The organism is Streptomyces sp. NPDC037410 (genome assembly GCF_055602235.1).
The window spans coordinates 1-13704 of record NZ_JBVJWR010000027.1; the positions used below are offsets into that span (position 1 = coordinate 1).

Consider the following 13704-nt stretch of genomic DNA (forward strand, 5'->3'; position numbering starts at 1 on the left):
GGGTATCGCCCATGCCCACAGGACAGCGCGAACGCGCGACCGGCCGCAGGCGAACACCGCAATCTGAAACAGGGGTCGCCTCACGTGGCGACCCAAGACCTCAAAACCAGATCACTAGGGTTCGGGGGCTTCCTATGCCTCGGGCTCCAGGGCATAGCGCCCCCTATGGATCGTGGCCGGGGCTCGGCGATACCCGTCGGGTCCGATTCGCCCGTCGGACTCTGGCCCGAACAGGGTCTCGGACAGCTGCACACCCCTGGTCAGAGGGCCGGCGCAAGCGGGGACCTGGTTGCGAGCTTGGCGGCGGTGGTGAAGTAGACGCGGCGTCCGGTGTCGACCGCGGCCCGATCGAGGCGACGGACGTCAGTGTCTCCCCGGCGCCGGGAGGTCTGGCGAACAGGGTCTCGGAGGAGGCGCAGCGTGGCCGGGGTCAGACGGCGGGGCGGGAGACGAAGACCCGTTCCAGCAGGGTGTACAGGCAGTCCCTGTCCTGGTCGTCGAGTCTGTCCAGGCCCTCCTGCGTGGTGCGCATCTTCGCGCGGATCGCGTCGGTGACGCGTTCGCCCTCGGCCGTGAGGATGACGTTCTTGACGCGCCGGTCGGAGGCGTCGGCCTCGCGTCGCACGAGGCCTCGCTGCTCCAGCCGGTCGATGATCCCCGTCATGTTGGAAGCGTCACAGGCCATGCTCTCGGCCAGGGCGCGCATCGCGGCGGGTCCCCGGCGCAGCACGGTGAGCGCCTTGCCCTGGCTCGCCGTGAGGTTCTCACTCGCCGCCGCGACGGTGAAATCGCCGTAGTAGACGCCGAGCGACACGGAGAGCAGCTCCATGAGCCCGGCCGTGTCGACGCGGGGGCCTTCTGTCATGGAGGCCACACTACCCGGAAGTACTTGACCATCTCAAGTATGTGGCTCTACCGTCTCCTCATTGCATGAAGTTCTCAAGCATCAAGGTTGTCAAGTAGTAGCCATGAGGAGCGTCCCCGTGACCGTCACCGAGTCCCCCACCTCCCGCGCGGCCGAGATCCTGTCCCGGCCCGTCACGCTGAACGGCCTGACCGTCCCGAACCGCATCGCGATGGCGCCCATGACGCGCATGTTCTCCCCCGGCGGAGTCCCCGGCGAGGACGTGCGGTCGTACTACGCCCGCCGCGCCGCCGCCGGCGTGGGCCTGATCGTCACCGAGGGGACCTACGTCGGCCACGAGTCGGCCGGGCAGAGCGACCGTGTGCCGCGCTTCCACGGCGAGGAGCAGCTCGCGGGGTGGGCGAAGGTCGCCGAGGCCGTGCACGCGGCGGGCGGCACGATCGTGCCGCAGCTGTGGCACATCGGCATGGTGCGCGAGCAGGGCCAGGCCCCCTACCCCGATGCCCCGGCGATGGGCCCCTCCGGCATCCGCCCCGACGGCACCGAGGGCACGGGCAAGGCGATGACCCAGAGCGACCTGGACGATGTCATCGGCGCCTTCGCCGAGGCCGCCGCGGCCGCCGAGCGCATCGGCTTCGACGGCGTCGAACTGCACGGCGCCCACGGCTACCTCCTCGACCAGTTCCTGTGGGCGGGGACGAACCGCCGTACCGACGCCTATGGCGGCGACCCTGTGGCCCGTACGAAGTTCGCGGCCGAGATCGTGGCCGCGGTGCGCGCGACCGTCTCGCCCGACTTCCCGGTCATCTTCCGCTACTCGCAGTGGAAGCAGGACGCCTACGACGCGCGGCTCGCCGAGACCCCGGAGGAGCTGGAGGCGATCCTGACCCCGCTGGCCGCGGCCGGCGTCGACGCGTTCCACGCCTCCACCCGCCGCCACTGGATACCCGAGTTCGACGGCTCGGACCTGAACCTGGCGGGCTGGACCAAGAAGCTCACCGGCAAGCCCACCATCACCGTCGGCTCGGTCGGCCTCGACGGCGACTTCATCCACGCCTTCGCGGGCGAGGGCGCCCCGGTCCAGGGCATCGACGACCTCCTCGACCGCCTGGAGCGCGACGAGTTCGACATGGTCGCCGTCGGCCGCGCACTGCTCCAGGACCCGGAATGGGCGGCGAAGGTCCTGGCGGGGCGGACCGACGAGCTGAAGCCGTACAACGCGGCTGCGGTCAAGACGCTGAGCTAGGCCTCGAACTCTCGTGACGGTTCGCCGCGTCCCGTCGGCGAACCGTTTCGCGTTCTGGCCGGGAGGCTGGCGGGCCGTCGCGCGGCTACCTGACGGGTGACGTGTCCCCATCCCGCCTTCGACGCTGTCCGGGCCGGGGGTGCGTCGCCGCCGGGAGGGAAGTACCTGCAGGGTCTGCTGCGCCATCTGGCAGGCTGCTGGCATGGACATGCATTACGTGTTGCTCTACGGGTGCGCCGCGGCCGTCGTCGTGTCGGGCGTCCGACTCCTGGCGGCGCTCGCCGTGAAGGACTGCGAGGAGAAGGCTCCTCCACTGGCCCTGTTGCAGTCATGGCGGCGGCCTGTCCCGAGAGCCGCTGCGGGGCTGATGGGCACCATGGTCGCGTTCGGCATGGCCCAGGTGGTCGCACCCGCCATGATCGATGCGCTGGAGCGCCACCCTCATGGCGCGTGGTGGCGAGCCGTGACCGCCTTGCTGGTCCAGTCGTCCGGGTGGTTTCAACTCCTCTTCAACCTCGCCGCGCTGGCCGTTGTCGCTCCGATCGCCGAGCGACAGTTCGGTCCCTGGCGGATGGTACTGATCTTCACGACAAGCGGTGTGACGGCACAGGCGGTGAGCATGGCCGGCTGGAGTCTCCAGGGAGGCGGCGACTCGGTCGCGATCTGCGGCCTCGTCGGCGCCCTCGGCACCCATTACGCGACGCGCGGCAGCGTCACCGCCCTGCGGAGGGTGGCCCTCCTCATCCCCGCCGCGGGCCTTGTCCTTTGCCTCCTCGCCAACAACCACGGCGTCGGGCTCCTCGTCGGCTGCGTACTCGGGGTCGGACTGGCGTCTCCTGTCCGCCGATACCTGGTGGCCTGACCCCGAGCGACGGACGGCCGCCAGACGGCTGCCCAGAACCTGCCAACTGCAGGCGACCAGGCGACCCCAACCGGCGTACCGGCCCCTGGCGAACGTGCCCACGGACCGGGATCCCAGGACCAATTCCCCTCCAGGACCAGGGTCGGAGCGTGGGGGCTGAGGGGCATCACAGGGTCTCCCCTGTCTGGTTGCCCGACCGACTCGCGGGATCGGGGTGGGTGGGCCGGACGACGTAGGTGCTACCGCCCAGCACCTTGTCCTGGAATTCCTGCAGGACGTGGAACTCCACCGGGCGGTCGGCCACTCCCTCGGGCAGCCGGACGTTGACGGCGAGACCGCGCGAGCCGCGGTCGGGGTCGATGTGCACGCCCTTCAGCACGTTCTTGCGGTGCTCGTCGGGCGTCATCACGAACGAGCGCGCGAAGTCGAACTTGCGCACCTGTCCGTTGCGATCGGTGAAGGTGGCCGGGAGGAACTGGCCCGCGTTCTCCAGCTGTTCCACCCCGTGGCCGGGCTGCGGCCCCTGGGCGTTCCCGAGCTTCTCGAAGGTGATGTAGAGCCGGGTCCCCGCGGGCAGGTTCGCCCAGTCGAACCGTACGGTGAAGGGCTGGGCGGTCTGCTGGAGGTTGTTCAGCATGACGACGAAGGCCCTGGACGGTGTGACACCGCCGGGCAGGGCGTTCTCCACCTGGAGGTTCTTCAGCGCGGCATGCTTCCTGGAGGTCACCAGCGTCCCCACGTCGAAGATCTGGGCGGCCTGGAGGGGGTCCTCGTCGCACGTGGTGACGGCGAGGACGCAGGAGTGCGAGGCGGCCGTGGCCGGGATGAGGAAGTCCCACTCGGCCACGCCCGGTTCCGCCGCCTCCAGCCGCGCGAACGTCCTGGCCGGGCCCAGCGGCGTGTACGCCGTGGCCGCGGGATCCGCGTCGAAGGGCCTGCCGCCGGACCAGAAGTCCGGGGGCAGCGCCGGCAGGCCGGCCGAGGCGTCGGCCAGGAACGCCCGTACGCGCACGTTCGTCGCCGCGCTCACGCCCCGGTTGTGCACCTGGACGTAGAAGCGGTTCAGGCGGTCCCGACGGGCGCTCCGGTGGGCGATCGTGGTCAGCGCCACGTAGTCGCCGACCGGGGTGACCGTCTGGTAGGTCGGCTCCGGGGCGTCCACGACGATGTCGGGGCTCTGCCACCACCACATCACGCCCGGCGTGGCGCTCGGGTCGAAGGGGTCCGCGACGCCCGAGGGGGACGGCTGGACCCGTCCGGAGTCGAGGACCGTGTCGCGCACGTACAGGTCGACCATCTTCGTCTGCGCCGTGTCGACGGGGCGCTCCCAGACGCTCCGGCCGTGGGTGGCCGCGCGCAGCAGCCGGCTCTTGGCGTGCAGAACCAGGTCGAACACCGGGGAGTTGGGCAGGCCCTCGTCCCACGGGAGCCAGTTCAGGCCGGCGTCATCGGTCCGGAAGACGCCGAGGTCACCGCCGCAGAAGAGATGGTTGCTGTCGGTGGGGTCGATGACGATCGTGTTGATGGGATTCGCCTGCGCCAGGCCGTGGGAGCGCGAGGTCCACGCCTCGAGGGTCGCGGACCACCGGTAGACGTGGTCGTTGGTGAACTCTCCGGTCGCCTCGGATTTCAGCAGGCTTCCGATCGTCACCCAGAGATTGCCCGCGGTGTCGACGGCGATGTCCGAGATCCACACCGCGGGGAGGGGCGCGGCGGTCAGATCGGTGCGCGTCACGTCCGCGGGGTTCCATGTCGCTCCGGTACGCCGGTACTGGTAGACGTGCCCGTCCTTCGTTCCGGCGTACACGATGGTGCTGTCGGTGGGATGGACGGCGATCGCCGTGATCGCCTTGACCGGCGCCGCCGAGACCGCAGACCAGGTGTCCCCGCTGTTCGCGCTGCGCCAGAGCAGTCCGCCGCCGTAGTAGCAGGTCGTGGGGGTGGCCGGGTCCAGCGCGAACGGGCCGTAGAACTCGACGTCGCCGTCGGCGATCCCGCTGTTCTTCGTGTTCCACAAGGATCCGGCGTCGTCCGACCGCAGGATGCTCGCGTAGGTGTACTGGATGAACATCCGTGTGGGCTTCGACGGGTCGATCGCCGTGAAGCCGCCGTCCCCGCCTCTCGACAGCGTCCAGGCCGGAGTCCCCGCGTAGCGCTGGACGCCGTTGTCCTGGGTGCCGCCCAGCATGACGTTCTCCCATTCGGGGTGGAGGGAGAGCGACTCGAACTGCAGCGTCGCCAGGTCGCGGTTGCGGTGGCTCCATGTCATTCCGGTGTCCGTGGAGATCTGGATACCGCCGTCGTTGGCCTCCCAGCAAGTCGCGGGGTTGACGGGATCGAAGACGAGAGCATGGTGGTCGTCGTGGACGTTCGCGACGTAGTCGAAGACGCCGCCACCGGTGCTGGAGCGCCACAGGCTGCGCTCGGCCACGAACACGATGTTGGGATCCGTCGGGTGCACGGCCACACTGAGGGCCCACCAGCTCTGGTCGGTGAAGCCGAAGGTGGCCGTGTGGGTGTGACCCGCGACATCGTCGGTGGTCAGGGTCACCTGTCCGCCGCCGGCCAGACGTGCGAACTGCTGAGCGGTGAACGACACGGTGTGTGCGTGGGTGGGGGTTCCGGTCGACGAGCTCGTGTACGTGTGGGGAGCCGTCGCCGCCGTCATGTCCGAGGCGGGCACGGTGAAGTCGTGGGCGTGCCCCGCACTCGCGGATGTCGTCGGCGCCGCCGGGGAGTTGAGGCGCATCGGAACCGCCGACCACGTGGCGCCTCCGTCCGTCGTCCTTGCGAGCGCGACGAAGCCGGGGAACCAGGCGAACAGGGCGAGAATCACTGTGGGGTTCTCCGCCTGCTGCGTCAGCGCCACCCGGTCGAAGGTGCCGGCCGCGGGCAGCTCGGGGCTGTTGATCACCGTCCAGGCGGACCACGTCCCGTTGGTCCTCGTGCTCGTGAACAGGGCCTGGCCGAAGAGGGCGGTGATGACCTTGACGGTGCCCTGGGGGCCCGGCACGCGGAGGACCACCATGTCGGTGTAGAGGCCGGGGCCCGTGAGGAGCGTCCAGTTCACACCGCCGTCGGTGCTCTCGAAGACACCGATGCTGGAGGACAACAGCAGGCCCTTGCCCGTGGCGTCCGTCGGATCGAACGCCAGGCGGGTGATCTCGGCCCGTTCGAAGCGCGCCGTCGCCAGCTCCGTCCAGGTGTCGCCGCCGTCGGAGGAACTCAGCAGGCCGTTGCCGTAGTAGGTGTCGGCCGAGGACTGGAACTCACCGGTTCCCGCGACGATGTGGAGATGGTCGTCGGGGTCGACGGCCAGGGCGCCGATCGCCAGGCTGTGCTGGAAGTCCGACTTCGGGGTCCAGGTCAGCCCGCGGTCCGTGCTCTTCCACACGCCGCCGTTCGCCGTGCCCAGGTACACCGTCTTGGGGTCGGTGGGGTCGATGGCGATCGCGAGGGCGCGGCCGCTGTAGCCGGTGCCGAAGGACACCACCGGGCCGGGGCCCACCGGCGTCCAGTTGGTGCCGCCGGTCACCGGCGGCGGCGGGAAGGTGCCCGGGCTTTGGTCCGCCGTGGCCAGAAGGCCCGCCTCGATGCGGTCCCGACGCTCCCGGAGCGCCCTGACCTGCGAGATCTGCGTCTCCCGAACGCCGGGCGGGATGCGGCCGAGGTGCCCGAAGCGGCGCTCCCAGTGGAATCGCTCGCGCTCGAAGGCGCTGTCGCTCGCCTCCGGCTCCTCACCGGCGCCGGTTCCCCGCCCGTCATCGAGGTCCGGCGGCGGGACCTCGCCGCCCCGCGCCCTGATCACCACCCGCGTGTGGGCGCTGCCCTCGTACTCGTCCTGCGCGTACCCCTCCCCCGTTTCTGCGTACGCCGCCCCGATGTGGTGCTCGCCCGGGTCCATCCGTAGCGTCGAGAGCCGGCAGAGGAAGGCCCCGGTGCCGTCCGGGCGGATCGCCTCGCCCTTGTCCCGGGCGGGATCGGGCACGGTGAGGCCCTGTAGTACCCGGTCGGGCAGAACCGCCTGCCCGTCGACCGACAGGCGGATCGGCCAGCTCTGCCAGCCCGTCCCGCGGATCTCGAGCGGCATGCCCTGCCTGCATTCGGGGAGGCTGACGTCGAGGTGAGGGGTGGCGGCCGGTCCACCGTCGGACCGGCCGGTGTCGCTTCCGTAGCCGTCCATGAATCTCACGATAGGCGCAGGTCAGAGGCACTTCCTGTGCAAGTTTCAATGTTTGAACGGGACTCGACGCCGGGTTTTAGGGTGGGGGGAACGCGGGGGCGCGGGTGGCGATGGTGTACGTGTTCCCGGCTCCGTCGGTGACCTGGGCGGTGGTGTCGCGCGGCGGATGGTCCGATGTGAGGCCGATGGTGAAGCTGCTGTTGCCGGCCGCGACACCGGAGGCGCCGAAGGCGATGGTGAGGCGGTTGTCCCGCTGGGTGACGGAGGTGGGCCGGACCGTTCCGGGTCCGCCTTGGGTGATGACGTAGAGGTCCGATCCGCCGGTTCCGTCGTAGTCGATACGGCTGACGGGCCCGAAGTCGAGGCTGAGCGTGCGGACGGCCGACGCCGGCAGCGGCCCCGAGACCGGTGTCATGTCGACGCGGTACTGGTACGGGTAGCGACCCGCGCCGACCGAGCCGGCGACACCGGGCGGGTACAGACGCGACTGGAGCGAACCCGATCCCGTGGCGCCCGCGATCTGGATGGCCGGGGCGATGTCGTTCGGCACGGGCGCGCCCGAGGGCGCGAACACGCACTCGACGATGGTGGACGTCACGTCCACCGCGCGCAGGTCCCATTCGAAGGGGAGCAGCGTACGGCGGATCACGCGCCGGCACACGGCGCAGAACGGGGTGAGGTTGCGCATCATGCAGTTGAACGCCGGCCGGTACAGACCGCAGTGGTAGTTGCCCGCGCCTTCGAAGGCGCCGATCGTGCCGGCGGCCACGGGGTTGGCCTGCGGGTCGCACAGCGCGCAGTCGGCGTTCTTGGACGTGGGCATCGCCGTCGTCGCCTGGACCAGCGCCGCCCATTTGATCGTGGTGCGGCCGGTGTCGAGGGTGATGTTCGGCGCGGTCGGTTCGATGCCGCTGTAGGAGTCGCGTCCGGTCTCCCCGCTGCCGCAACCGGCCCAGGACTCGTACTCGTCGGCGAGTCCGAAGGCGGCGTGTCCCAGTTCGTGCGCGGCGACCGTGACCCAGTTGGTGGTCGTCGAGCTCACGGCGATGGCTCCACCCGAGCCTCCGTACTTGGTGTTGTTGACCACCACGATCGCCTGGTGCCAGGAAGGAACCTGGGCCGTGAGCACGCCCTGCACGATCGCCGTGTCGGCCGTCAGCAGTCGGGCGAGTCCGCCGGTGCAGTACGTGGCGTTGAAATAGGTCTTCGGAGTGGCTCCCGTGCCGCCGCAGGGCGCGGGGTCGTCGGCGCCGCTGTCGGTGGAGGTGACGTCCACGCGGTGGATGTTGATCCGGCCCTGGACCGCCGGCTCGTCGAACGGTGGCATGGCGAAGAGCTGGCTGACGAAGAACTGCGCGTCCGTGTGCCACTGGGTCATCTCGCTGCTCCTGTAGCCCTCCGAGAGCAGAACGAGGTTCCACCGCGAGGCGGCCGGGCCGCTGTTGTGGAGCACAGTCGTGCCGAGGACGGTGCCGTCGCCGGTACCCATGTCAGGTTCCACCCCCCTCGGCGTCGTGTCCCAGTGGATACCGGGCGACCGCCTGCGTCTTCACGGTGATGCGCAGGAGCGACGCTTCCCTGGCCTCCGCCAATGCGGGTACCAGGACGAAGAAGCGTCCCTTGGGCTGGGAGACCGGCTGGTGCGTGAAGGGCCGGTCCGGGTCGGCGGAGAGGACCTCCGCCTCTTCGGTGATCGGGTTGTCCAGCGGATGGCTGTGGATCCGCTGTCCGCGCGCGTCCAAGAGGTCCACCCGGTAGCCGACCGAGACGCCCGGCTCTTCGGTGGGGCCGGCCGGGGCCAGGCCGACCGCCAAACCCTGCTGTGCCGCCACGCCGCCCGGAATCACCAGGTCGACGTGCTCACTGGCGACCAGTTCGATGTGGTGGCCCCGGTACTCGAAGGTGAGCCGTATCGCACCGCTCATCAGGTACGCCTCCTCGGATCCGGTTTCCCGGACACGGTCGTCACGTCCACCGGACCACCATCGGACGGGGCGCGCCACACCACGGGCACACCCCTCCGCAGGCCGTGGCGGGCCGGACAGCGACGCGCCGGCCGGTGAGCAGGAGACGATCGACCTACGCCGAACGGGTGACGCTCCGGACGGTGGCTCCCCCCTTGTGCGCCGCGGCCGGTCCGGCCACCAGCTCTTCGAGCGGCCGTGGCACGGCCGGGAGCAGCAGCGTCATGTGCCTCCGCCGCGGTCGCCGCGCCTGGCGCTCGCTGCTGCCGCGGCCAGGGCGAGGGCTGTCCCGGCCGCCGCACACAGCCACGTCCACCCCGGCCCCAAGGCGCCGCCTCCCAGCGCGGACGCCGCGACCCAGGCGACGGTTCCTCCGAGCGCTCCTGCCCCCAGTCTGAGCATGACGAGCGACCACCGCCGCTCAGGCACGACGACACGCAGCACCACCAGGGAGGCCACCAGGGCCAGGGCGCCCAGGGCGGCCACGACGGCGGGTTTCACCGAACCGGGAAGCGGAACGGTGTACTGGAGGGACTGCACGGCTGCCAGGCTCATCAGGATGGCGCCGATGGCGCCCGTCAGCCCGAGATTGACCGTCTCCTGCCGTCGCTGCAGACTGCGTTGAACCAACTGGTCGGCAAGTGCCCCGACTTGGGTGCACCGGCGCAGCGCCGCCTCCAGATACGTGGCATCGTCGTCGAGGCGCTGGAGGAACCACTCGGACAGCGCCCGGTCGTCTGCGAACAGTCCGCCGAGATCCGGACCGCCGCTGAGGGCTTCGAGATTGGCCGCGGCGATCTCCACCGTGCGGGACATCTCGCGACTGCGGGTCGAGCGGTCGACCAGACCGCGTTCGCGTGCTTGGAGATCGACCAGAGCCCGGGACGCGGCGAGCAACTCCGAGTGGCGGCCGGCCCCGCGCCGCGTGGCGTCCGTCTTCTCCAGTACGTCGCCGACGACCCTGTCCGTAGCGGCGCGCAGGCGGCCGATGCCCTCGGCCGACGCCCACACCCTCAGTTGGTAGCGGAGCTTGGCCGCATGCAACAGGTACTTCCCCAAGGGCGGCAGCGCGCGTGTACGCGTGGTCCAGACCCAGGCGGTCAACTCGGGGTCGCGATCGTGCGCGGCGACGACGAGCAGGCGGCGCTCATCGCGGGCATCCCGGGACGCCGAGGTCTCCCACACGGCGAACCCCTGGGGAACCACGACGCCCTCGTACGGCCAGCCCGTCGACGCGTCGTCAGCGGTCGGCGCATGGGTACGTACGTGGGTGGTCAGCGGGCCCTCCGGCGCGACCGAGGGCGCAGCCCAGAGCCCGTTCGAAGGAGGAGGGGAATCCGGCGGCTCGGCCAAGCGTGCCAGATACAGCCGGGCCGATCCGAGTACGCCTGACTCGTGCCGCTGTGTGTTCCGGGACGCCCGCACGACCCCGGACCACTGCGCGTCCAGTTCCGCCCAACCCAGCCCGTCGGCGGCCTCGGGCGCCAGCATGACCGACAGGCACAGGACGTCGTGCTCCCGCCGGAGCGCGGCCTGCCACACACCCGGTCCCGGTCGCTTCCTCGCCGCGAGCAGCCCCCGCGCGCCCCGGACATCCGCGCTCCCGGCGGCGCCCGCCAAGCACGCGTCCCAGCCGCCCCCCGGTTCCAGCCCCGCACCAGTGCCCTCCACCGGAACGGTCATCCCGAGCATCTCGCCGCACGTGTTCCACAGCTTCCTGACGAAGGCGAGAGCGTCGTGACGGTCGTCCCCTGTGGTGACGACGAAGAGATGCACCCCCAGCGCCTCAGCCTGGAGCATCAGGACCTGCGGCGTCGGCGCCCGATGCGGCGCGGGAGGCCCGGTTGTCGCCGTCCAGGGCATGGACCAGCTCGTCGAGTCGTTCGCGATGCTCCTCGGGCAGCGGCAGCAGGGAGGAGTCCTCCAGCCCGGAGATGCGCTGAGGGCCTGCCAGCTCGACATCCCCCAGGGCCTGCTGGAAGGCGGCGAGGTCTCCCGCCGCGAGCGCATCCCGCATGGCCTTCAGACCCTGTCCGACCGCGTCCCAGTTCTTGGCACGGAGCTGCCAGACTTCGACATCCGCCAAGACCTCGGCAGCCGTCTGCCGCAGCTCTTCCTCCATGTACGCAGAACCTAGCGGCGCAACGGAACCGATGCGCGTCCATTCAAGAAATTGATCAAAGGTCCATGACAGTAAGGTGGATGACTACCCATCATGTTCTGTGGGGTCCGAGACGTTGCTGCGAGGCGAGGCACCTATGGCCAGTGTTTCCCATCAACGGTCCCGCGAGGAGCAGGAGCAGGAGCGTCGCGAACGAGCCCGGCGGCGCGCGCTTCAGGAGCAGGTCCGCGAGCGTGCGAGCCGCCGTCTGCGCGGCGACGTTCGTGCCGGGCGCGACACCCCGACGGACGTGGACCGCCTGACCGTGGCGGTCGCACGCGCGAAGCCCGGCACTCGGCGCCGGGCGACCGCCGTGACGGCCCTGTCCGCGAAACTGCTCCTCCGCTTCCGCCGGAGCCCGGAGAAGGACGTCGCCGACCTCGTGACGGCGATCCGGCTGCTGAGCGAAGCGGCGGACGGACGGTCGGCCGGGGACGCGGCCGGCCGTGAACACGCCGTGGACGACGCCCGCGTGGAGCGGATCGTGGGATCGGGCAGCTCGGCGGATGCCGCGCGGGTGGCGTTGCTCGTCGAGTGTCTTGAGGAGTGGGAGGTCATCGAGCGGGTCGCACCTCCGGGCAGGTCGCGGGCAGAGATGGGGTGGGCTCCGGACCTCGACGTGCTGCGGCGGCGACTTGCCGGGATGGCGGGGGCGCCGGCTCGACAGCGGGTTCGTGCGCTGCACGCCTGCGGCAGCGCCCGCGCGGCCTCGGACGGGCCCGGGGCCGCGTACGAGGACATGGTCGCCGCCGTCACCCTGCTGCCCCGGACGGCTGGATGGGGCGTGCCCTCCGGAAGCCCGGGACCGGCGACCGAACAGGTCACGCTCAAGGCCGCGGTCACGGCGGACGCGGCGGCCTGCGCCATCGCCGCCGGGCGCCCGGTCGAGGCGATCGAGCTGCTGGAGACCGGCCGCGGGGTGGTGTGGGACCAGTTGCTGCACGCCACGATCCGGGCCGAGTTACGGGCCGTGGACCGCCGGCTCGCCCGACGCGTGGACCGGGCCTGCCGATATCTCGAACGGCCCGATCGGCCCGGCGAGGCACCCGATCGCTATGCCGAGCGCGACGTGGCGGCAGAGCGGACCGCCCGTCCCGACACACCCTCCGCAGCGGTCACACGACGGTGGGGACTGGTCCTCCAGCTCACGGAGAAGGGCGCCGCGCGGCGCGAACGGCGCTGGGCGCGGGCGGCCGAACGCGCGCAGGGACTCCTGCCCGACGCCACCTTCCGGACGGTGAGCTACCTCTCCGACATCAGGCCCGCCGCCGCCGAAGGGCCCGTGGTGGCGGTGATCCTCAGCCGGTTCGGCTGTCACGCCCTGCTCGTGACGGCGGAGGAGGACGCGCCGCGGGTCGTCCCGCTGCCTGCCCTGACGCTGCGGGCAGCACGACGCAACGCCCGCGGCTACCTCACCGCGTTGAACGAACTGACCGGGGCGGAGCGGGAGGCGCGCATCCAGGCGACACTGCACTGGCTGTGGGACACCGTCGCCGCGCCCGTCTTCGCCGCGCTGGCCCTGCCCGGACGCACCGGGGAGAGCGGGGACGGCGAGATCCCGCGTCTGTGGTGGTGCCCCTCCGGGCCGCTCGCGGTGCTCCCGCTGCACGCCGCCGCACCACGGCCGGTCGCGGGCAGTACACCTGCCGGGGCCGGGGAACGGGTCGTTTCCTCGTACACCCCGACCCTGCGCAGCCTGATCTCCGCCCGCAAGGCCCGGGACCTGCGCCAGAACAGCGGCAGTGGCAGTGGCAGTGGCAGTGGCAGTGGCAGTGGCAGTGGCAGTGGCAAGCGGAACGGGAATCGGGGCGACCGGGATCGGCTGCTCCTGGTGTCGGCAGGCGGCCGCGCCGGCCATCAGGCCCTTCCGGCAACGGCCCGCTTCCGTGACTTTCTCACCGGCCTCCTCCCGGAGGACGTACTGACCACGCTGTACGGGGCGCAGGCCACCGCCGGGAACGTGAAACGCGCGCTGGGGCGGCACAGCCGGGTCCATTTCGACTGCCACGGCCGGCAGGACCCCGTGTCGCCGGAGCGTACCGGCCTGGTGCTGCACGACCAGGATCTGACCATCGCCGACCTCGCCGAAGCCCGTGCGAGGCGGCCGGAGTTCGCCTTCCTCGCCGCGTGCTCCACAGCGGCCCCGGACCACATGGACCTCGACGAGATGATCTCCGTGACCTCCGTCCTGCACTACCGCGGCTATCAGTCCGTCATCGGCACGATGTCGCCCGTCCTCGACACCAGCACCGAGCGCGTGGCCAAGGCGGTCTACGGCCGGCTCGCCGAGTCCCGCCCCGAGGCGCGGCCGGATTCTGCCGCGACCCTGCTGCACGATGCCGTGAGCCGGGAACGACGGCGGCGTCCCCGCCACCCGAGCACGTGGGTGCCGTTCATCCATGTGGGCGTCTAGCGTGGCCCCC

9 protein-coding genes are annotated in these 13704 nt (G+C 71.0%); 3 read left to right on the plus strand and 6 right to left on the minus strand.

Features of this window, described 5'->3' with window-relative positions:
- Nucleotides 1-430: 430 nt before the first annotated feature.
- Nucleotides 431-865, minus strand: coding sequence for a MarR family winged helix-turn-helix transcriptional regulator (locus ACZ7HT_RS32410; RefSeq protein ID WP_471172477.1), 435 nt, complete (start codon nt 863-865; stop codon nt 431-433).
- Between the two features lie 118 nt (nt 866-983).
- Between ACZ7HT_RS32410 and ACZ7HT_RS32415 the strand changes: the two genes are divergently transcribed.
- Together ACZ7HT_RS32415 and ACZ7HT_RS32420 are read left to right on the plus strand one after the other, a co-directional pair.
- Complete coding sequence (locus tag ACZ7HT_RS32415) at nt 984-2111, plus strand: NADH:flavin oxidoreductase (protein WP_471172478.1); 1128 nt, start codon at nt 984-986, stop codon at nt 2109-2111.
- A gap of 202 nt (nt 2112-2313) precedes the next feature.
- Entirely contained in the window at nt 2314-2973 is a 660-nt protein-coding gene (locus tag ACZ7HT_RS32420; protein WP_471172480.1) for a rhomboid family intramembrane serine protease, read from the plus strand.
- A gap of 166 nt (nt 2974-3139) precedes the next feature.
- Here the strand turns inward: ACZ7HT_RS32420 and ACZ7HT_RS32425 are convergent, their stop codons facing one another.
- The 5 genes from ACZ7HT_RS32425 to ACZ7HT_RS32445 form a co-directional block, all read right to left on the minus strand.
- Complete coding sequence (locus tag ACZ7HT_RS32425; RefSeq protein WP_471172484.1) at nt 3140-7156, minus strand: WD40/YVTN/BNR-like repeat-containing protein; 4017 nt, start codon at nt 7154-7156, stop codon at nt 3140-3142.
- 76 nt (nt 7157-7232) lie between these two features.
- Entirely contained in the window at nt 7233-8645 is a 1413-nt protein-coding gene (locus tag ACZ7HT_RS32430) for a M64 family metallopeptidase (RefSeq protein ID WP_471172487.1), read from the minus strand.
- 1 nt (nt 8646) lies between these two features.
- Nucleotides 8647-9081: a hypothetical protein gene (locus ACZ7HT_RS32435; RefSeq protein WP_471172488.1), complete on the minus strand. Its 435-nt coding sequence runs from the start codon at nt 9079-9081 to the stop codon at nt 8647-8649.
- Between the two features lie 261 nt (nt 9082-9342).
- Nucleotides 9343-10920: a CATRA conflict system CASPASE/TPR repeat-associated protein gene (locus tag ACZ7HT_RS32440; RefSeq protein WP_471172490.1), complete on the minus strand. Its 1578-nt coding sequence runs from the start codon at nt 10918-10920 to the stop codon at nt 9343-9345.
- Complete coding sequence (locus ACZ7HT_RS32445; RefSeq protein ID WP_471172492.1) at nt 10907-11242, minus strand: CATRA system-associated protein; 336 nt, start codon at nt 11240-11242, stop codon at nt 10907-10909. The genes ACZ7HT_RS32440 and ACZ7HT_RS32445 overlap by 14 nt, the downstream gene beginning before the upstream one ends.
- Before the next feature lie 136 nt (nt 11243-11378).
- On the opposite strand from ACZ7HT_RS32445, the gene ACZ7HT_RS32450 reads away from it, so the two are divergent.
- Entirely contained in the window at nt 11379-13694 is a 2316-nt protein-coding gene (locus ACZ7HT_RS32450; protein WP_471172494.1) for a CHAT domain-containing protein, read from the plus strand.
- Nucleotides 13695-13704 lie beyond the last annotated feature (10 nt).

What these genes read in the sequence shown, in the direction of transcription:
- ACZ7HT_RS32410 (WP_471172477.1), bottom strand. Translation starts at nt 865, where the DNA reads ATGACAGAAGGCCCCCGCGTCGACACGGCCGGGCTCATGGAGCTGCTC.
- ACZ7HT_RS32435 (WP_471172488.1), bottom strand. Translation starts at nt 9,081, where the DNA reads ATGAGCGGTGCGATACGGCTCACCTTCGAGTACCGGGGCCACCACATC.
- ACZ7HT_RS32425 (WP_471172484.1), bottom strand. Translation starts at nt 7,156, where the DNA reads ATGGACGGCTACGGAAGCGACACCGGCCGGTCCGACGGTGGACCGGCC.
- ACZ7HT_RS32420 (WP_471172480.1), top strand. Translation starts at nt 2,314, where the DNA reads ATGGACATGCATTACGTGTTGCTCTACGGGTGCGCCGCGGCCGTCGTC.
- ACZ7HT_RS32430 (WP_471172487.1), bottom strand. Translation starts at nt 8,645, where the DNA reads ATGGGTACCGGCGACGGCACCGTCCTCGGCACGACTGTGCTCCACAAC.
- ACZ7HT_RS32445 (WP_471172492.1), bottom strand. Translation starts at nt 11,242, where the DNA reads ATGGAGGAAGAGCTGCGGCAGACGGCTGCCGAGGTCTTGGCGGATGTC.
- ACZ7HT_RS32440 (WP_471172490.1), bottom strand. Translation starts at nt 10,920, where the DNA reads ATGCTCCAGGCTGAGGCGCTGGGGGTGCATCTCTTCGTCGTCACCACA.
- ACZ7HT_RS32450 (WP_471172494.1), top strand. Translation starts at nt 11,379, where the DNA reads ATGGCCAGTGTTTCCCATCAACGGTCCCGCGAGGAGCAGGAGCAGGAG.